Here is a 19,481-nt window from a genome sequence, read left to right as displayed (position 1 = left end):
CCTTTACCCCCATTCGGAGCCCTGATCGCCATGACCACCCTGCACAGCACCCCCCGCGCCGATGGCTTCCATATGCCCGCCGAATGGGCGCCACAAACCCAAACCTGGATGATCTGGCCCGAGCGCCCGGACAACTGGCGCCTGGGTGGCAAGCCCGCGCAGGCGGCCCACGTGGCTGTGGCCAAGGCCATTGCACGGTTTGAACCGGTGACGGTGGCGGTTTCCGCTGGCCAGTACGAGAACGCGCGGGCGCGCCTTGATGTGCCGAATATCCGCGTGGTGGAAATGTCCAGCGATGACGCTTGGGTACGGGACACCGGCCCGACGTTCGTGATCAATGACGGCGGTGAAGTGCGCGGCGTGAACTGGGACTTCAACGCCTGGGGCGGCTTTGATGGCGGCCTGTATGCGCCGTGGAACCGTGACTCCCAAGTGGGTGGCAAGATCCTCGAGATCGAGCGCTCGCCGCGCTATCGCACCGAAGGCTTTGTGCTGGAGGGCGGTTCGATCCACGTCGACGGCGAAGGCACCCTGATCACCACCGAAGAGTGCCTGCTCAACCGCAATCGCAACCCCCACCTCGACCGGGCCGAGATCGAAGCGGTGCTCAGCGCCAACCTGGCTGTGGATAAAATCATCTGGCTGCCAGACGGCCTGTTCAACGACGAAACCGACGGCCATGTGGATAACTTCTGCTGCTACGTGCGCCCAGGCGAAGTGTTGCTGGCCTGGACCGATGACCCGCAAGACCCCAACTACGCGCGCTGCCACGCCGCCATGGACGTGCTGCAAAGCAGCACCGACGCCCAGGGCCGCTCGTTCACGGTGCATAAAATGCCGATTCCGGGGCCGCTGTATGCCACTGAAGAAGAATGCGCGGGTGTCGACCCGGTGGACGGTACACAGGAACGTAATCCGACCGTACGCCTGGCCGGTTCCTACGTGAACTTCCTGATCGTCAACGGCGGCATTATCGCGCCAAGTTTTGACGACCCGCTGGACGGCCCGGCCAAGGTCATCCTGCAGAACCTGTTCCCGCAGCACGAAGTGGTGATGGTGCCGGGCCGCGAACTGTTACTGGGTGGCGGCAATATCCATTGCCTGACCCAACAGCAGCCAGCTCCCCACAGAAATTGAGTGCAGTTGTAACAGCGTCATGACGGCGCTGCGGCGCTCACCCGTGTGAGCGCCCACAGCAAGCCCGCGGCCCTGCACGGTCGCGGGCTTTTTTGTACCCGTATGCCGACAAACCAGAGACATTGGCATAGCTCTTGTATCGGTGTTGCGACAGTGACCCAGGTTTATGACCGCGCAGTTCTGTCATAAACCTTGAGTAAGTTAGCCGCTCACGCAGTAGGAGAGAGCGCTGAAATGAATGCCCAGACCAACCTGATGTACACGCGCACATTTCACCCCTCGCGGGTCGACGGCAATGCCATCCATGCGCTGGCGCTCTGGTTGAAGGAAAACGGCTCCCGGCAGGTCAGGCAGCCTGATTTGCGCAGCGTGATGAGTGAGCGCTATCCGGTGGGATTGTTCAGTGATGATGAGGTGCACGCATTGTGTGACCTACTGAAAAACTAAAGACCACCAAGAATCAAATGTGGGAGCTGGCTTGCCTGCGATAGCGGTGCATCAGCCAACTATTTTCCAGCTGATTCACCGCTATCGCAGGCAAGCCAGCTCCCACACTGACCGCGTTTGCCTAGAAGCTGTAGGTGCCGGTCACCACCACGCTACGCGGCTCCCCCGGCTGAATCTGCGCCACACTGGTCGCCGATGCGTAGTAAGTCTTGTCGGCGATGTTGTTCAGCGCCGCCCGCACGTCCCATTCCTTCTGACGCAAGCCGACCAACGCATCCCAGCGGCCGTAGCCCGGCAGTACCACAGCGTTGGCGCTGTCGGCATAACGATCGCCCACCAGCGTCAGGCCGGTTTCGGCGTACCAGCCCATTTCGGGTTTCCAGGTGATGAACAGGCTACCGTTGCGCTTGGCCACGTCGCTGACGCGTTTGCCTGCAAAACCGTTGTTGTCCTTCACCACCGTGGCGTCCTGCAGGCCGATGCCACCGCGCACATACCAGTTGCCGACGAGTTTGCCGGTGGCGGTCAGCTCTACGCCACGTGAGCGTTGCAAGCCGCTGAGCAGGGTGATGCTGCGGTCCAGCGGGTCGCTGGTGCGACGGTTGTAGAGTTCCAGTTCGTACACCGCCAGGGTGGTGCTGAGACGGTCGTCAAGCCAGTCGCTCTTGACCCCGATTTCCTTTTGCTTGGTCAGCTCGGGGCTCAGGTCGTTGGCACCGCTGGTGGCGCTCGGGGTGATGCCGATCAGGCCGCCGCCTGCTGGGGAGAACGTCTTGCTCCACGAGGCATAGAACGAGTGATGTTCCAGTGGCGTCCACACCAGGCCAAAGCGCGGGCTGGTGCTGCGGCTTTCCACCGCCTGCTGGGTGTTGAGCAGTTTGTTTTTGGTGTCCACTTCAAAGTAGTCGTAACGCAAACCGGCCAGCACTTGCCACTGATCGTTGAGGCGTAGCTGGTCTTGTACGTAAACGGCGCGGCTTTCGACTTCGGTGTGGTTGTTGCTCCACACGCTCATCGGCCCGTTATGGCTTAGATGGCGATTGGGCTGGTTGAGATCCAGGCTCGGCACCGCCTGGCCCCCTCGGGCGACGGTCGTGGCGGTGAATAGCTTCGGATCGCGGCGCTGGCTGCCCAGTTCAAGGCCGGTGAGCAGGCGGTGTTCCATGCCGTAGGTGGTAAAGCCGCCTTCCAACTCGACGTTGTTGAAGACATTGAGGGTGGTCAGGTCCTGTTGCCAGCGTTGGCGAGTGACGCTGTTGGTCGCGGGGGCGTAGGCGGTTTGGTAGGTATTGTCGAAGTCGCTGTCGAGCTTGAATATGCCCAGGGTCTGGCGCAGTTGCCAGTTGTCGTTGAGTTCATAGGCCAGCTTGGAGCGCAGGGACTGGGACTTGTCGTCGATGTAGTCGCGGCTGTCACCGTAGGTGGTGCTGCGGCTCACGTCTGCCGGGCGCCCGTTGACGCCGGGGATGCCTCGGTCGGGCGTGCGGTTGTAGCGGCTGTATTCGTATTGCACCAGCCAGTTCAGGTCTGGGGTGAGCTGCCAACTCATGGACGGTGCAAACAGCTGGCGGTTGCCGTCGACGCCATCGCGAAAGCTGTTGTTGTCCTGGTTGCCCATGTTCAGGCGCAGGCTGATGTTATCGGTGGGGTCGTTGCTCAAGTCGGCATACAAACTGCGCAAATCGTTGCTGCCGCCCTGGGCTTCGATGCTCGATTTATGCCCGGCGATTGGCAGCTTGCTCACGCGGTTGACGATCCCTCCCTGACCGCCTCGCCCGTACAGCACGGCGGCTGGCCCCTTGAGCACTTCAATGCGTTCGATGTTATGCAGGTCGCGCACGTACTGGCTGTCGTCGCGAATACCGTCCAGGTAGAAATCATTGCTCGCCTCGAAACCCCGTATGCGCAAGCTATCAAAGCGCGTGTCGGCGCCGCTGCTCACGTTTGGGATGCCGCTCAAGGCCTGGCCCAAGTCATTAGTGCCGTAGGCGCGCAGGCTTTCGGTTTTTACCGAATCGATTGCCTGGGGCACGTAGCGCACGGGTGTAGCCGTGCGGGTTGCCGTGCTGGTTTCCTTGACGCGGGGGTCGTCTTCGTCCGCTTCAGCGCTGATTGAGGTTTCGGGCAAGGTCGTCGCCGCACAGGCAAAACCGGCAGACAGCAGAACGGAAAGCCCAAGGGTCATGGGCGTCAGGCGAGGGGCAGGCATGGAGAAATGTATCCGAATTATTAGGGAGGAAATTACGCGTTAATGGTAATGCTTTGCATTTGCGCGCGTTATAGCTTCCCAAATGTATCGGCTTTGAAATGTGTTACGAAATGTGTTTTTAGCGTCGCTGGAATGTCATTTAGGTCGTTTTCAGAAGGGCTGTAAGCCATTGCTTAGAATTATTTCGCCTAAATACAGACGATTCGCGAAATTGACACATAGTTCAACGCACGACTAGGATTGCGCCCAACGCCTGTGGCTAACCGCCATGACTCATCCAATAAAAAAAGGCCCGCGGCATGTTTAGTCGTCCGCGGGCCTTTTTTTTTCCGGAAAAAGTCGACACCAGAAAAGCAACATGGAGCCTGGTGTCCTAGCGCGTACTCAACCAGAAATAAGGAATACAAGAAAATGTTGAAGCAACGGATGAGTCTGATCGCTCTGGGGATTTTGAGCGCATCGGCAGCAATGGCAAACGACCAGGAGCAATCCAAGGGTTTCGTTGAAGACAGCCACCTGAACATCGCGGCACGTAACGCTTACATCAGCCGTGACTACAAAAACCACAACCAGGACAAAGCTGAATGGGGCCAAGGCTTCATCGGTAAGTTCGAGTCTGGTTTCACCCAAGGCACCGTAGGTGTGGGTGTGGACGTGATTGGCCAATACGCTATCCGTCTGGACGGTGGTAAAGGCCGTAGCGGCGGTGGCGGTATCGACTTTTTCAAGAAAGGCGATAGCGGCCATGCAGCCAACGACCTGGCCAAAGGCGGCGCAGCGGTAAAAGCGCGCATTTCCAACACCGTTCTCAAATACGGTCAGCAGCTGCCAAACGTGCCGGTACTGGCCTACGACAGCGGCCGTCTGTTGGCGGAAACCTACGAGGGCACCTCGATTGTTTCCAAAGAGATCGCCGGCCTGCAGCTGGACGCCGGTCACTTCACCAAGCAAGGCCGTAAGAGCGCCGAAGGCAGCGACAGCGGCGACCTCAAGAGCATCGACTACCTCGGCGGTAGCTACAAATTCACCGAAAGCCTGTCGGCCGCGCTGTACGCTTCCGACATGCAGGACGTGCTGAAAAAGCAATACGTCAACGTGAACTACGTGCTTGCCCTGCCAGAGCAACAGTCGCTGACGTTTGATTTCAACGGCTACAAAACCAAGCTGGACAAGAGCTTCGCCCAGCTGACCCAGGGTGATGAAGACGCCCGCGACAACAAAATCTGGAGCCTGGCCGCTACCTGGGCTGTCGGCCCGCACAGCTTCACCGTTGCTCACCAGCGCAGCACCGGTGACACCGGCTATCTGTACAGCGGCTACCACCAGAACAACAAGAACAGCGGCATCGGCGACGGTGGTAACACCATCCTGCTGGCCAACTCCTACTGGTCTGACTTCAACGGCAAGGACGAGCGTTCCTGGCAAGCAGGCTACGGCCTGGACTTCAGCGCCTTCGGCGTGCCTGGCCTGAGCTACAACGTCGCTTACGTGCGCGGCACCAACATTGACGACGGTTCCAACCGTGGCAATGGTACCGAGCGCGAAATCTTCAACCAGGTCAAATACGTCGTTCAGAGCGGCCCGGCCAAAGACCTGAGCCTGCGCGCTCGTGCGTCGTGGTTGCGTGTTTCCAACAATGCTGACCAGTACAACATTGGTGGTAACGAACTGCGTCTGTTCGCTGACTACCCGATCAACGTTTTCTAATTGATCGCGTGTAGCGCCTGATTCAAGGCGATAAAAAACCCCGACTGGTTCGGGGTTTTTTTATGCCGGTGGGTCAGGCCTCGCGCTGCTGCAAGATTCTGCGTGCCAGTGCCGCGTTTTTGTAATCGAGCATCATGGACAGCCCTTCATAGGGCTCGATTTTTTTACCGTCGATACACAACTGCGCCATCTGCAACAAAACCTGACGTTTCTTCTTGTTGACCCGTACACCGGGCACGCCGAACGCGGTTTTGCGCGTTTCGGGCAACGGCGCCTCGGGCGTCAGTTGCACCGTGACCCAGACGCCTTGGGCGAACTGCAACGTGATCTCGTCGATATGTTCAATCGGTAGCGGCTGCGTCAGGTTGTTGAAGACAAAATGCTCTGAGGTCAGGCGCAGTGCAGTCTGTGGCGCGCGTTTGAAGCGGCGGATGCCCAGCCACAAAAAGACAAGCCCAATAAGGCCCAGGCAAGCCCCGGCGCCGAGCGCCGACAGTGGCGTGCTCTTCAAGCGCTCCGGGGCGAGCCAGGGGCGGCTCATGGCAAACAGGCCCCCCACTAAAAAGGGCAGGCCCAACACGGCCATCAGCGCGCCGTGCCACTGGCCACCTTCGTGCAAGGTGCGCTCGCCGTCGGTCGCGGCGGCCATGGTTTCCAGCAAGTGCGTGTGTGCAGCGTCTTCAGACGCCATGATGGCGATCAGGTCGTGGGACAACGCTTCACGCACCGTTTGAGGTGCACTGAAATACCCATCGATTTGCGCATTCGCGGCGTCGGCATTCACCGGGCGAGTGGCACTGCGAATTGCGTCTTCCAACGGCACTTGCAGCGCTTGCAGGCGTTGGCCATTGGAAGGATGGGAGTCGGTGGGATGGGGCTGGTGATTCTCCAGCGCCTCAGGTGGCAACTGCAAAGCGACATCCTGCATCGCGCTAAGTACTGCGCCGGGCAGGTCGTTTTCAGCGGGTTTTTCGCATTTCGCGATCAAGGTGCTTTCGAGTGGCTCATGCAACACCGACACGCGTAACAACGCCGATGCGGCAGCGACACTGCCCACCAATCGCGCGCCGGCGGCGTCCGCCAGGAGTTCGCGTTCGCGGCTCCAGTGGTTCACCGCATGGTCGAAGTGCTCCATGAAAAAAACGCCAAACATAAAGGAGGGGCGCATCAGACGACCCTGGATCGCGTCGCTGGCCAACATCGTTTCAGCCAGCGCACCGAGGCTGCGTTGCACGCCATCATAGATCGGCAAAAAACGCAGGCTGTACTCGGTGTCTTCCCCGGCAAAATGTGCCAGTTCGTGCCCGATGATTGCGCCGACTTCCTCGCGGCTCAACAGGCCCAAGTGCAGAAAGGGCACATGCAGGGTACGGCCACGCAGTTGGGTTTGTGAGGGGAGCACGTTTGCGTCGCTGGATGTCACGTAAAACCCTTGGGTGAGACTCACTACAATATGATCCGGTGGCAGCGCGCCCAGTCGCTCGGCCAATTCGTTCACATGGCGCCACAATCCCGGAGCCTCTTGCGGCGTCACGGTCGCGCCGAACATCTCCAGGGGCTGCGGCGTGAACATCCCCAGCATGTACCGCAATTGCTTGAGCAGCAGCCAGATCGAATACAGGCAGAACGCCGCGACCACGCCCAACACCGCCATCAGCTTGATTTCACCGCTGCCCAGCCGGCCGAAATGCCACAACGCCAGGCCTTCGAAGCTCAAGGCCAGCGCGACCGTGGCCGCCATCGCCATCACATGGCTCACCAGCACATAGGGCAACAAGCGACTGCCGAGAGAGAACACCTGCAGCAGGCTTTCCCGTGATTGGCGCGCACGACGCCCCGCCCAGTGCGTGGCGAGCAGCGCGGTTACCCCAATCAACGCGGCGAGCAGTCCCAGGCCGATCACCCAGGGCGCGATGGCGCGCATTGCCCGGTTCACGCGGTGGGCGGTGGGCAGTTCGGTCTCGATGTTCTCCAGCCGGGAGAGGGCCAGTTGCACGCCGATCTTTTCATCGACCAGGTCGACCATCGCCGCCGGATCTTTCGCGGCCAGCGCCTGCAGTTGCTGCCTGGCGATGCCCACATTGATGTGGTAATCGATCACCGCGTCTGATGATTCGTCAGCGCGCTGGCGCTCCCAGCCACCCAGGGCTGCCAGCAGCAGCGGGAAGATCACCAGCAGGACGATCAGTTTCAAGGCGTTCATAGAGGTCCGTTCCCAACGCGAAGGGTTCGGTTATACCTAAAAAACTGAGCGCCGGTCACTGACCGGCGCGTCAATAGCTACCCTGGCATTGTCGCGCGTGTCAGAAATTCCAGCGCGTGGTGACCATCATGTTGCGTGGGTCGCCGGGGTAGGCCGAGTCGTAGAAACCGATGTTGGTGTAGTAGTGCTTGTCGAACACGTTGTTGACGTTGAGGGTGGCCGACAGGTTTTTGGTGATTTGGTAGCGCGCCATCAGGTCAACCAGCCAGTACGGGTCTTGGGTGAGTACTTCAGAGCGGCCCAGGCCGGAGTTGCGTATCGACTTCCAGCCTTCGCTCTGCCAGCGCGCGCCACCGCCCAAGGTGAATTTGTCCAGCGGCCCGGTGAGCTTGTAGGTGGTGTAGAAGTTGATCTGGTCTTCAGGCTCCCAGGTAGACACTTTCACGCCGCTGTCATCGCGCGCCACCTTATGGGTGTAGCCCGCCTGCAGTTGCCAGCCAGTGGCGAGCTCGCCGGAGATTTCTGCTTCGTAGCCTTTGGTCTTGGACTTGATGCCGTAATAGGCCGTGTCGTTGCCCGGCACCGAATTGTGCTCGCTGTCGAGTTCGGGGCGGTTCTCTTCGTGTACTTCGAAGTAGGCGAGGCTTGAGTTCAGGCGCCCGTCGAAGAACTCGCCTTTGAGGCCGATTTCATAGTTTTTGCCTTCATCCGGTTCGAGCATCTTGTCAGTGCGGTCAAAGTAGTCGGTTTGCGGCTGGAAGATCTCGGTGAAACTGGCATAGGCCGTGAAGTTGTCATTGAGGTCGTACGTGACGCCTGCATAAGGCACGACCTTGCCGCTTTCCTTGGACTTGCTCATGCCAGTGACTTCGTAGTTGGCCAGGCGTGCGCCGAGCAACAGGTGCATTTCATCGGTCAGGCTGAAGCGGCTGGTGAGGTAGCTACCTGTTTGGCGGGCGGTCTGGTCGAGCGTGCGGTATTGAACCCACGCCGGCTCAGGGATATTACCGTCCCAGTTGTAAAAGTCAGCGGAGTTGGTGCCGGGGGCGAAGGTGGCGTTGTAGCTCTTGCCTTTCCATTTGCTGATCGACAGGGACTGGCCCACGACTAGCTCGTGCTCGCGCCCAAACAGTTCAAACGGGCCAGAGGCGTAGGCATCCAGGCTATCGCCGATCGTTTCGCCCGTGTGTTTTTTGGCAAACAGCGAGCTTTGGTTGCCAGAGTCTTGGGAGAGCGCACCCAGCGGCGCGTGATAACCGTTGATCTGATGGTTGTACTGGCCTTTGGCGACCCAGCCATTGCTGAAGCTGTGTTCCAGGGTGGCGAATGCCGTGCGGCTGTACTGCGCCCATGAACCCCATTTGGGGCCGTTGTTGAACGAGCGAGGCAAGTCCAGCTCTTTGCCTTCGGCGTCGAAGATCATGCGGCTGCCGGTCCAGCTGGAGCCTTTGGGGTCGCTGTCCTGGTAGTCGGCGCCGACGGTCAGCAGGGTGTCTTCGTCCAGGTCCGCTTCGAGAACTCCGTAGAACACGCTGGTCTTGCGCGAGTAGTGGTCGAGGAACGAGTGCTTGTCATTGTAGGCAGCGACCGCACGGGCGCGGATGTTGCCGGTTTCGGTCAAGGGGCCGCTGACGTCGATTTGTGAGCGGTAGTTGTCCCACGAGCCGGCACCCAGCTCGATGCTGCCCTGAAACTCGGCTGTTGGTTTTTTGCGGATCAGATTGAGCGTGCCGCCCACGCCGCCAGCGCCAGTCAGCAGGCCGGTCGCGCCTTTGAGCACCTCGACGCGGTCGTAGAGCGCCATGTCGGTGAGGGTCTGGCCGGCGGAGTACTGGGCGTCACGCAGGGTGGGGATGCCGTCGTACTGGAAGGTATTGATAGAGAAACCGCGAGAGAAGTAGTTGGTACGTTCGCTGTCATAGGTCGACACGGTGATGCCTGGGGTGTGACGCATCACGTCGTCGATGGAGTTAAGGCTGAAGTCGTCCATGGCTTGGCGTGTGACCACGGAAATCGACTGCGGCGTTTCACGCGGCGTGAGCACCAGGCGTGTGGCCGTGGCGATGGTGCCCGGGGTGTAGGAACCGGTGCCTTCGGTCACGGTGCCCAGTTGGTTGGTGGTCACCTGCGTGGCGCCCAACTGCAGCGCACTCTGCTCCGCGTTGGCGACCAGTACATAGCCGCCATTGCCCTGGCGTTCAGCGTGCATACCGCTGCTGGCCAGCAAACGGGCCAGGCCGTCTTCCACGGTGTAGGAACCGTTCAGCCCGGTGCTGGAAAGGTTGCGCGCCTGTTCGGTGTCGAACGAAATCGTCACCCCCGCTTGCACGCCAAACTGGGTCAGCGCCTTGCCCAGCGGCCCCGCTGGAATCGCGTACGCGACCTGGCTCTGAGCCAAGGCGGGTGTTGGCATTATCGCCAAACCGGGCAGGCTGGCGAGGGTCAAACCAAAGACGGCCAGGCGCACGGCGCGCGTCATGGACGTGTTGGCGAAGAGAAGAAGCGGGGGCATTCGGTGATCCTTCCGTTGGGCTGGCAGAAAGTCGCTGCAATAGCGGTTTGTGTCATTGACGGATGAGAATCAAAATCAGCAAGGCAGTGCGCCAATAATTTTCATACCGGTTCGACAGTGGCCCAGTAACGGGTCACATACCGCACTTTCACCGGCAGGGATTTGCCCAGGTTTTCCAAGACTGTATCGGTGTCGTCGATACGAAACGCGCCGGAGATGCTCAAGCCCTGCACCGCTGGGGCACAGCGCAGCACGCCGGGGCGGTAGCGGCTCAACTCGGCGATGAAATCTCCCAGGCGCCAGTCGTCCACGCTCAACATGCCCCGCACCCAAGCGGCGGAACCCGACGGCAAAGCGTGGGGAGGCTGGATGGCATCGCGGTCGAACGTGACCTGCTGGCCGGTTTCCAGGCGCAACGTGTGGGCGGGGTGCTGACGTGGGCGGATTTCTACCGCGGATTCCAGGACGCCGACTTGGGTGCGGTCGTCGAACTGGCGAACACTGAACTGGGTGCCGAGGGCCTTGATGCTGCCGTCGCCGGTAATCACCGTGAAGGGGCGCAGGGCCTTGTCCTTGGCGGTTTGCACTAGGATTTCGCCCTGGTACAGCCGGATCTGGCGCTGGTTGGCGTCGAAATGAATATCCAGCGCCGTGTCGGCGTTCAACTCCAGTTGCGTGCCATCGTCCAGGCGCAGCGAGCGCCGTTCGCGGGCGCCGGTGCGGTGCTGGGCCAACATGGCGCGATAAGGCACCTGCTCCACCGTCACCCAAGAACATGCGCCCACGGCCATCAACATGCCCAGGATTTTCAACACCGCTCGGCGTTGTTTCTGCGCGGCGCCGAGGCCGGAGAGGGCGGCCTGTCGAGGCATCCTTGCCCATTGCTGTTGCAGCGCTTCGACGCGCTGCCACGCGGCCGCGTGCTGTGGGCAGGCCTGCAACCAGGTTTGCCAGGCCTGGGTACGCGCCTCATCAGCCGCGCCGTCATTGAGTTGCACGTACCAAGTGGCGGCGGCTTCGAGTGTCTTTAAATCCAGAGACGACGCCATCAGCTCTCGACCAACAACAGGCACTGAGTCATGGCGCGAATCAGATGATTTTTCACCGTGGTCACCGACACCCCAAAACGCTCACCGGTGGCCACGTAGTTCAACCCTTCAAGTTGCACCGCCAGGAAAATCTCCCGGGTGCGCGGGCCCAGGTCATCGAGCAAGCTGTCGATGGCCACCAGCATTTCGATAATGGACAGGCGCACTTCAGGCGACACCTCCACCGGCTCCGGCCGCAGCGCCAGCGCCTGCAAATAGGCCTGCTCGATGGCCCGACGGCGGGATTTATCGATCAGCAACGAACGTGCAATCGCACTCAGGTAACCACGCGGCTCGCGGATCGGCGCACTGTTGCGCGCCGTCATCACGCGCAGGAACGTATCTTGCGCCAGGTCCGATGCATCCGCCGCATTCCCCAGTCGTACCCGCAGCCAGCCTTTGAGCCAACTGTTGTGGTCGCTGTACAACTGATGAAGCGCTGAATGATCAAGGGCTGACATGAGAGTGCTACCGGCGCGTAAATGGTAATAGCTCTCATTATTGTGATGGCGGGGTTTTATGCAAGGGGCTTTTGCGTTGGGGGGATCACACAAGGAAACCAGCGGCTAGGGGGCCTAGCCACTGGTGAGTAGATAACTAGCGTGCATCGAGCGCTGGCACTTGTCGCCGGCTATTCAGTTGCTTTATCAAAAGCGTTCCTCTTTTGATGAAGAATTTCTCAAAAATATTGAAAATAACAACGCTACTGGCCAAGGTTAAAATAATTGAAATAGCGCCGATCAACGCGATAGGGAGGTCCATTCTCTGGCCGATGAAACGTGTGGCAATCCAGACAAGCGGGTGCATTAAGTAAATGGTGTAGCTTATTTCCCCAAGCATTTTCAGCGGTCTTGTAACTGCGTTCTCATAACCAGGGTTGAGTGTGAGCGTTGATATAACCAAGCCAAAGCACGCCAGCGACAACAGCAGGCGCTCGTTGCCCGTCACAATATTGATTTGATCGCCTGATGCGATGGGTAAAATAAAAACGCTTATGCACAGGGCAGCAAGAGCTAAAGATAATGACTTTCTTTTTAGTATTGAAGTTACTTGCTCTTTGTAGTGTCCTATGGCTACGCCGACGGCAAACAAGAAAATTTGGTTTAGCGATTTGACATACACTTGCCACTGCTCTGCGAGGGTTCTCTCAGCGGTTAATGCGAAATAAGAGTAATAAATGGCGAACGCTGCGGATAGGGCGATGAAGGCGGCTATCGCCCACTTATTTCTCGCTGAGAAAAAAATAACAAATGGAAAAATGAGATAGAAAAAAGTTTCGTTTCCAATCGACCAGCCACCCGTGATGAGCGAAAGCGAAGGATCATATATTCCAAACAGTAGCGTGTAATTGAGTACGAGCAAACCGTAGTTTTCTGAAGGTGACCCACCTGTAAAGTAGGGTATTACATAGGATAGAAAAACTTGCATGCTCGTGGCTAGCCAAAATAGCGGAATTATTCGTGCTGCCCGTTTGATTGAAAAGTCGCGAAAATCTTTCAGGTCGTTGATTCGATATCGGTAGGCGAGCGATAAGCTTAGGCCGCTTAATATATAAAATATGGACACCGCATATATGCCGAGCCGGCCGAAAATCGTGTCGCTCTCAAATGGCAAGCCCGACCAGTTACCGTAGTGATAAATCATCACAGAGAAAGCCATGAGGCCGCGTAGATAGTCTAGCGATTCTATTCTGGACGATTGCATGTAACGTGTTCCGCGGCTCGGTGGGGCGGTAATGGTAGGCGATAGTTTCGTTGCTGTCGTTGCCGAAATACGCAACGAGCGTCGCAGGTAGGAAAGCCTTTTTAACCTGGCGGTGTCGCTCCCGCCGAGCCACAGGCGCACGGTGGCGTTTTTCGGGGGATGGCGCAAGCCGCCTTAGTCGCTGAGTCGGATGTTGACCGTGTCGGCCTTGATGCCGCAGTTATCGGTAAGGGTGGCTCTGATCAGCAACGGGGCGCGTTGCGTCAGGTGCAGGTTGCTAGCAACGCAACGTATTTGTAGGTCGGATCAATGATGAGCATCGCCAGGTACGTGATTAACCTTTCGTGGACGGCGTTGTCTGCGGTTGATCTGCGCCACCCCACTAAAAATATGCACTTTCATCGAGCTAATAATCGGCGATAATAAATAATTCAAATTTATCTAGCGACCTGTTATTTATAACAGTGTGGGCCGTCCTGATGTTGTGGAATAGTGCGCTTGTGGAGAAAGTGAGTCCGTAATTTTGTCAGTGTGAGGGTGTTGCGCTTTCTTGGATTTTTGATTTTAAGCATATTTTTTAGAGGTGAGCGTATGGCTATTCTTAATGGAAAGGTATTGTTTTATGACCCCAAAAGCCAAGCAGGGACGATTGGCGATGACGCGGCAAGTACGAAACGTTATGTCTTTTATAACGCCGACGTTGTATCGGATGGTCCATTGGAAAAGGATCAGCTTGTAATTTTTTCTGAGGAATCTTATGTAAGTGGTGGAGCATATGAGTATTGCGCCAAATCTATTCAAGGGCGGCCGTATACGGCGGGTATGGTCATTCTCAACGGTACGGTGTCATCTTATGAATCTGTGCGGGCGTTTGGGGTGATTGTAGATAAGGTAGCAAGCAATCTGAATCACTATATATTTTTGCTTCTGACGTGGTGCCGGGGGGAACATTACACGTTGGGCAGGCTGTCACGTTCATTGGAGACATAAACCGAAGTAATGTAGCGAATTTTGAATACGCAGCAAAAATAATTCAGGCTGTGTAATGGCTCTTGCCGGTGCTGAGGAGCGACCGAGACAGTTTAGTGATATATTCAGCCGCGAGGTCTGTTTGATTAGTTGGGCGTGGATTCCTCCACGTCACCGTGCAACTTAGCCTCGGTTTTTTCAAAACAATCTGACTGGGCGTTACCGTATTTGATCAGGGCCAGCTTGGCGCGTTGTGGCAGATGCCAGAAACCACAAAGCCCCGCATTGCGGGGCTTTGAAATAGGGGGCGGCACCAGGAGCCGACCCCGGGAGCTACTGATTACAAGTCAGTTGCTCTACCGTTGCGCTATCCCGCGTATCAGAACGACAATTATGAGATTGATCAGAGAGCAATGTTATTCCTAACTCCCCTCAATCAACGCCCGCTCTTCTAACCAAATCTCTTGAACAAACTGATCCGTAATCGCGTAAATCCCATGCCCACGCCGCATGATGATGTTCTCCGCCACCAGTGCAATCACCACCGGCTGGATCTCTTCAATCCGAACCTCGCGCCCCACCATCTTTGAATACTCAATTGCAGCATCAGTGGAGAAAATTCCACGCGCATCGCCCTGTGCAGAAGCAATTTTGTTGAAAATCGCTTGAGCCAGGCTGCCTAGCTGTTCGACTTTCTCAAGCTCAATACTCGCCGCTGCGGAGCGCAGTGTGCTGGCGATCACTGGTAGGAAAACGTCAGGTTCACCGTCCTGCTGCAAGAGCTGGCGCAGGGCCTTGAGCATCTCCTCGGGCCGATTCCCCAGCGTGTTGAACGCTTCGTTGGCCGCGTCGAAAGAGGGCAGCTTTTCCTTCTTCACTGTCATAGCAAGTCGGTTGAGCAGGTACTCAACGTAGTCACCTCTGAGCAGCGGGTATGCGGCTGACGTGGCGCCTGAAAACGCATGATTGCGTTTGGCCGTCAGCTCGCTGACTTGGGCCCTGTGAGAGCCTGTGCCAATGAATAGAAAGTAGCCGGGCGTATCGGGGCGAGGGTTGATTGCATCGCGGGCCGCTTTGAGAGCCAAGAGCAGTTGATTGCCATCGTCTGAGGAAATGGCGTGCTGCACTTCATCGATGATCAGCACGAGGTCAGTCTTTGCTTGGTCGACGACCTCCGTCAGTGCTTGCGCCAATGTCGGGCCATCGGCTCTGCCAATGCTGTCGAGTTTAAAGCCGAATTTGAATCCGGCTGCGCCGACGTCAATGTTGCTGACACGCTTAAGCATTTCCAGGATGGAGGAGCCCGGCGTTTGCAGTTCTTGCAGAGTTTTTTGTATGGCGTTGTGCACGAGCGTGGCGGGGTTGGCCAGCGTGTCGCTCCATAGGTCGACGTAGATCACCAGCGCGCCGGCGGCTTCCAGGGCTGGGATAAGGTCGTTTCTCAGGAAGGTTGTTTTGCCGGTTCGGCGCAGGCCGGACAGAAACAGGCCGGAACGCAGGCCTTCATCGAGAACACTTGGATTGAGAAGCTGATTGGCCATCGATTCAGCCAGCTCAGGGCGCTGAAATATACTGCTCATGCAATTATCCCTTTTTATGGATACGCCATAATTATTGCCAGTACATAATTTAGCATAAAGGTTGAAAGATGAACTTTGCGTACAGAAATAGGCGCTTTAAGCGAGGGGAGGCGAGGGAGATTTAGGCTGGTTCGACGATGAATAGCCCAGAAACAACAAAGCCCCTGCATTTCTGCAGGGGCTTCGTTTTGTATGGTGCCGGCACCAGGAGTCGAACCCGGGACCTACTGATTACAAGTCAGTTGCTCTACCAACTGAGCTATACCGGCGTGTTGGGCGACGATTATAGCGACTGCAATGGTTCTGTAAACCCCTGAAATCTGACTATTTTTGCGAAAACCGAAGTTTTCGCAAATCTCACCCCATCAACCCGCGATCAACGCTCGTGCAACGCCTCCGCACGGGACTTGATAATCGGCTTGAGCAGGTAGCTCAAGATGCTTTTCTTGCCGGTGATGATGTCTACCGAGGCAACCATGCCGGGGATGATCAGCAGCGGCTTTTCATCGGTGCCCAGGTGGCTGCGGTCGGTGCGCAGTTTGATGATGTAGAAGGTGTTTTTCTTCTCTTCATCCATCACGGTGTCGGCGCCGATTTGTTCGAGTTTGCCTTTGAGGCCGCCGTAGATGGTGTAGTCGTAGGCGGTGAATTTGATCATGGCCTCCTGGCCGGGGTGCAGGAAGGCGATGTCTTGTGGGCGGATTTTGGCTTCTACCAAAATGGTGTCGTCCAACGGGACCACTTCGGCCATGTCGCTGCCGGGCTGGATCACGCCACCGACGGTGTTGACCAGCATTTGCTTGACGATGCCGCGCACGGGGGAGGTGACCATGGTGCGGCTCACGCGGTCTTCCAGGCCTTTGGAGGTGGCCTGGGCCTTGCTCAGTTGGGTGCGTGCTTCATTCAACTGGCCCAAGGCGTCGCTGCGGAATTTGCCGCGGGTTTCGTCGATCTTGCGCTGCACTTCGTTGATGGCGGCTTGGGCGCGGGGGATGGCCAGGGTCGTGCCGTCGAGCATGCCGCGGGTTTCCACCTCGGAGCGTTTGAGGCGCAGCACTTCTACTGGCGAGATCGCGCCTTGTTGCACCAAGGGTTCGGACATGCCGATTTCCTGGCGCAGCAGGTTCAGGCTGTTGCGGTACTGGTCCTGCTTGGAGCTGAACTCGCGCAGCTCTTGCTGGCGTTGCAGCAGCTGTTGTTGCAGCCCGCCGACTTCGTCCGCCAGTTGTTGGCGACGGCTGAGGAACAGCGATTCTTCGTTCGAGGCCTGGTTGGGCACGGCTTTGCGGGCAGCTTCGGTGATGTTCAGCGGGCGGTTGTCGACTTCGGCGCTCAGGCGTTCCACGCGCAGTTCCATGGCCACGCGGTCGGCTTCGGTTTCGCCGACGTTGGAGGCAAAGCGGGTGTCGTCCAGGCGGATCAGCGGTGCGCCGGCTTCGACGATCTGGCCTTCGTGCACGTAGATCTGGGCGACGATGCCGCCTTCCAGGTTCTGGATTTTCTGGATGCGCGAAGAGGGGATGGCCTTGCCTTCGCCCTTGGTCACTTCGTCGATAATCGCGAAGTGCGCCCACAGCAGCAGGAACACAAAGAAGCCGATCACCGCCCAGATAGTCAGGCGTACGATGCGCGGCGCGTCGTCAATCAGCGCCTTTTCGACTTCGGGCAATGGTTGATCGTCGAGGGAGTCGCTGCCCTTGAAGTAACGGAAGATCACATCTTTCCAATGGCCTGGGCCGGACTTAAGCAACACTGATCTGCCCCTTTTTCAGCGCTTCCATAACGGCCGCTTTGGGGCCGTCCGCGAGTATTTGGCCACGGTCGATCACCAGCAGGCGATCCACCAGGCTCAACAGCGAGGCGCGGTGGGTGACCAGAATCACCGTCTTGTTTTCGATAACGGCTTGCAGGCGCTGTTTAAGACGCTCTTCGCCGGTGTTGTCCATGGCGCTGGTGGGTTCGTCCAGCAGCAAAATGGGCGGGTTCAGCAGCAGTGCGCGGGCCAGGGCCACGTTTTGGCGTTGGCCGCCGGAGAGGTTTTGCCCGCGCTCGCCCACCTGCAGCTCGTAACCTTGCGGGTGCAGCCTGGCGAATTCATGCACGCCGGCCAGCTCGGCAGCTTGCAGCACCATTTCGTCGTCGACGTAGCGCGCACCCGAGACCAGGTTGTCGCGCAGGGTGCCGGCCAGCAGTTGGATGTCTTGGGCGACGTAGCCGATGTTGTGGCGCAACTCGCTGACGTCGATCTGGCGGATGTCTACGCCGTCCACCAGCAACGAGCCGGAGTCTGGCTGATACAGGCCCACCAGCAGCTTGGCCAGCGAGCTTTTGCCCGAGCCGCTGCGGCCGATGATGCCGATTTTTTCACCTGGGCGAACGTTGAGGTTGATGCCTCGCAGCGCCAGGTTTTGCTGGTTCGGGTACGTGAAGTCCACTTCGCGGAACGTCATTGCGCCTTGCAGCGTTTTACGGCTCAGCGGACGCTCGTCGAAGTTGCGCTCTTGCGGCAGCTCCATCATCTGGTCTACCGAAACCATCGTCACCTTGGCTTGCTGGTAGCGGGTCAGCAGGCCCGACAGCTGGGCCAGCGGGCCGAGTGCGCGGCCGCTGAGCATGTAGCACGCCACCAGGCCACCCATGCTCAGGGTGCCGTCGATGATCTGGTACACGCCGAAGATAATCATCGCCACGCCAGCCACTTGCTGGATCAGCAACGTGATGTTCATCGCCAGGCCCGACAACACCTTCACCCGCAGTTCCAGGCGGCTGAGGGTGCCAATGGTTTGTTCCCACTGGTACTGGCGCTCGCTTTCGGCGTTGTTGACCTTTACTGCATCCAGCCCGGCGAGGGTTTCGATCAGGCTCGACTGACGCTCGGCACTCAGGGCCATGGTGCGCTCAAGTGTTGCGGTCAGCGGCTTTTGCAGGAAGTGGCCAATACCCAGGGCCAGCGGGAACGCGACGATAGGGATCCACACCAAGTGCCCCCCCAGCAGCGCGATCACCCCCAGGATGATCAGAGTAAACGGCAGATCGATCAGGCTGGCGAGGGTCAGGGAGGTGAGGAAGTCACGCATCCCCTGAAACTCGTGGATGTTGGACGCATAGCTGCCGACACGCGCCGGGCGCATTTTCATCGACATGCCCACGATGCGCTCAAACAGCGTCGCGGAGATGATCAGGTCGGTTTTTTTGCCCGCAAGGTCCAGGCACAGGCTGCGCATGCTCTTGAGCAACAGGTCGAACAGGTAGGCGCCGCAGATACCGATAGCCAGCACCCACAAGGTGGCCGTGGCCTGGTTCGGCACCACGCGGTCATACACGTTCATCACAAACAGGGGTGCAGCGAGGGCGATCAGGTTGATCACCAGGCTGGCAGCGATGGCGTCGGCATACAGCCAGCGCGAGCGCTTGAGGGTGTCTTTGAACCACGAGCGGGCGCGCGGGATCAGCGTGCCGCTGGTGACGTCAAATTTATGTTGCGGTTGGGCGAAGAAAACCCGGCCGCTGTAATCTTGACTCAGTACCTCACGAGAAACCTGAACTTCGCCGCCGTCACTTTCGCTGAGCAGCAGGCGGGCGTCATCGCCCTCCCAGCTCAACAGCACCGCACTTCGACCGTCCTTCAATAGCAGCAAGGCCGGCAAGGCGATGGACGGGATTTGCTCCAGCTTGCGCTGCAGCAAACGCCCCTGCAAACCCGCCCGGGCTGCTGCGCGGGGCAGCAGGTCAGCGCTCAGGCGCTGCCCCGCCAAGGGCAGGCCGGTGGTCAGCATGGCCCGGCTGGCGGGCTTGTAATGCAACGAGCAGAGAGCCAACAACCCGTCTAGCAATGGGTCGTCGTGCTGAGTGCGCGGGTCATGGTTGAGTTGCGCCACACCAATTTCAGGATCCAAGCTGACTCTCTCTTAAGCGGTTTTGTGGT

General features: G+C 58.3%; 13 protein-coding genes and 2 tRNA genes. 4 read left to right on the top strand and 11 right to left on the bottom strand.

Annotation, left to right across the window (positions count from 1 at the left end):
* Window positions 1-30 precede the first annotated feature (30 nt).
* Both aguA and ICY20_RS11135 read left to right on the top strand, forming a co-directional pair.
* Window positions 31-1,137 (top strand): agmatine deiminase, encoded by a 1,107-nt coding sequence (gene aguA / locus ICY20_RS11140; RefSeq protein WP_194937487.1) that lies wholly within the window; start codon window positions 31-33, stop codon window positions 1,135-1,137.
* A 234-nt stretch (window positions 1,138-1,371) separates the two neighbouring features.
* Window positions 1,372-1,584, top strand: coding sequence for a hypothetical protein (locus ICY20_RS11135; RefSeq protein ID WP_194937486.1), 213 nt, complete (start codon window positions 1,372-1,374; stop codon window positions 1,582-1,584).
* Window positions 1,585-1,705: 121 nt separating this feature from the next.
* Here the strand turns inward: ICY20_RS11135 and ICY20_RS11130 are convergent, their stop codons facing one another.
* Complete coding sequence (locus ICY20_RS11130) at window positions 1,706-3,793, bottom strand: TonB-dependent receptor (protein WP_194937485.1); 2,088 nt, start codon at window positions 3,791-3,793, stop codon at window positions 1,706-1,708.
* 411 nt (window positions 3,794-4,204) lie between these two features.
* On the opposite strand from ICY20_RS11130, the gene ICY20_RS11125 reads away from it, so the two are divergent.
* Complete coding sequence (locus ICY20_RS11125) at window positions 4,205-5,500, top strand: OprD family porin (RefSeq protein ID WP_159963058.1); 1,296 nt, start codon at window positions 4,205-4,207, stop codon at window positions 5,498-5,500.
* Window positions 5,501-5,573: 73 nt separating this feature from the next.
* Here the strand turns inward: ICY20_RS11125 and ICY20_RS11120 are convergent, their stop codons facing one another.
* From ICY20_RS11120 to ICY20_RS11100, 5 genes are all read right to left on the bottom strand, one after another.
* A complete protein-coding gene (locus ICY20_RS11120) occupies window positions 5,574-7,703 on the bottom strand; it encodes a M48 family metallopeptidase (protein ID WP_194937484.1) in 2,130 nt (709 codons plus the stop codon).
* Between the two features lie 100 nt (window positions 7,704-7,803).
* A complete protein-coding gene (locus ICY20_RS11115; RefSeq protein ID WP_194937483.1) occupies window positions 7,804-10,215 on the bottom strand; it encodes a TonB-dependent siderophore receptor in 2,412 nt (803 codons plus the stop codon).
* A gap of 101 nt (window positions 10,216-10,316) precedes the next feature.
* Complete coding sequence (locus ICY20_RS11110) at window positions 10,317-11,264, bottom strand: FecR domain-containing protein (RefSeq protein ID WP_194937482.1); 948 nt, start codon at window positions 11,262-11,264, stop codon at window positions 10,317-10,319.
* On the bottom strand, window positions 11,264-11,764 hold the full coding sequence (locus tag ICY20_RS11105; protein ID WP_159963062.1) for a sigma-70 family RNA polymerase sigma factor: 501 nt from the start codon (window positions 11,762-11,764) through the stop codon (window positions 11,264-11,266). Before ICY20_RS11105 ends, ICY20_RS11110 begins: the two co-directional genes overlap by 1 nt.
* A 136-nt stretch (window positions 11,765-11,900) precedes the next feature.
* Window positions 11,901-13,175: an acyltransferase family protein gene (locus tag ICY20_RS11100; protein WP_194937481.1), complete on the bottom strand. Its 1,275-nt coding sequence runs from the start codon at window positions 13,173-13,175 to the stop codon at window positions 11,901-11,903.
* A 423-nt stretch (window positions 13,176-13,598) separates the two neighbouring features.
* Here ICY20_RS11100 and ICY20_RS11095 point away from each other — a divergent pair, with 423 nt between their 5' ends.
* Window positions 13,599-13,997 carry a hypothetical protein gene (locus ICY20_RS11095; protein WP_194937480.1) on the top strand — a complete coding sequence of 133 codons (399 nt, stop codon included), beginning with the start codon at window positions 13,599-13,601 and terminating at the stop codon, window positions 13,995-13,997.
* Between the two features lie 284 nt (window positions 13,998-14,281).
* Here the strand turns inward: ICY20_RS11095 and ICY20_RS11090 are convergent.
* The 5 genes from ICY20_RS11090 to ICY20_RS11070 form a co-directional block, all read right to left on the bottom strand.
* Window positions 14,282-14,352, bottom strand: a tRNA-Thr gene (locus tag ICY20_RS11090).
* 46 nt (window positions 14,353-14,398) lie between these two features.
* Window positions 14,399-15,556: an AAA family ATPase gene (locus ICY20_RS11085; protein WP_159963065.1), complete on the bottom strand. Its 1,158-nt coding sequence runs from the start codon at window positions 15,554-15,556 to the stop codon at window positions 14,399-14,401.
* 193 nt (window positions 15,557-15,749) lie between these two features.
* A tRNA-Thr gene (locus ICY20_RS11080) sits at window positions 15,750-15,825 on the bottom strand.
* A gap of 107 nt (window positions 15,826-15,932) precedes the next feature.
* The gene (locus ICY20_RS11075) at window positions 15,933-17,309 is read right to left on the bottom strand and encodes an HlyD family type I secretion periplasmic adaptor subunit (protein ID WP_194937479.1); all 1,377 of its coding nucleotides are present in this window, start codon (window positions 17,307-17,309) and stop codon (window positions 15,933-15,935) included.
* Window positions 17,299-19,452, bottom strand: a complete 2,154-nt coding sequence (locus ICY20_RS11070) for a type I secretion system permease/ATPase (RefSeq protein WP_194937478.1) — start codon at window positions 19,450-19,452, stop codon at window positions 17,299-17,301. The genes ICY20_RS11075 and ICY20_RS11070 overlap by 11 nt, the downstream gene beginning before the upstream one ends.
* Between the last annotated feature and the right edge of the window lie 29 nt (window positions 19,453-19,481).

The organism is Pseudomonas pisciculturae (assembly GCF_015461805.1).
Classification (GTDB): domain Bacteria; phylum Pseudomonadota; class Gammaproteobacteria; order Pseudomonadales; family Pseudomonadaceae; genus Aquipseudomonas; species Aquipseudomonas pisciculturae.
Note: the sequence above shows the minus strand (reverse complement) of the source record. Positions and strands in the feature narration are given on the sequence as shown.

Bases quoted from the DNA above. Each gene is read 5' to 3' on its own strand.
- aguA (WP_194937487.1), top strand. From the start codon at position 31: ATGACCACCCTGCACAGCACCCCCCGCGCCGATGGCTTCCATATGCCC.
- ICY20_RS11135 (WP_194937486.1), top strand. From the start codon at position 1,372: ATGAATGCCCAGACCAACCTGATGTACACGCGCACATTTCACCCCTCG.
- ICY20_RS11130 (WP_194937485.1), bottom strand. From the start codon at position 3,793: ATGCCTGCCCCTCGCCTGACGCCCATGACCCTTGGGCTTTCCGTTCTG.
- ICY20_RS11125 (WP_159963058.1), top strand. From the start codon at position 4,205: ATGTTGAAGCAACGGATGAGTCTGATCGCTCTGGGGATTTTGAGCGCA.
- ICY20_RS11120 (WP_194937484.1), bottom strand. From the start codon at position 7,703: ATGAACGCCTTGAAACTGATCGTCCTGCTGGTGATCTTCCCGCTGCTG.
- ICY20_RS11115 (WP_194937483.1), bottom strand. From the start codon at position 10,215: ATGCCCCCGCTTCTTCTCTTCGCCAACACGTCCATGACGCGCGCCGTG.
- ICY20_RS11110 (WP_194937482.1), bottom strand. From the start codon at position 11,264: ATGGCGTCGTCTCTGGATTTAAAGACACTCGAAGCCGCCGCCACTTGG.
- ICY20_RS11105 (WP_159963062.1), bottom strand. From the start codon at position 11,764: ATGTCAGCCCTTGATCATTCAGCGCTTCATCAGTTGTACAGCGACCAC.
- ICY20_RS11095 (WP_194937480.1), top strand. From the start codon at position 13,599: ATGGCTATTCTTAATGGAAAGGTATTGTTTTATGACCCCAAAAGCCAA.
- ICY20_RS11085 (WP_159963065.1), bottom strand. From the start codon at position 15,556: ATGAGCAGTATATTTCAGCGCCCTGAGCTGGCTGAATCGATGGCCAAT.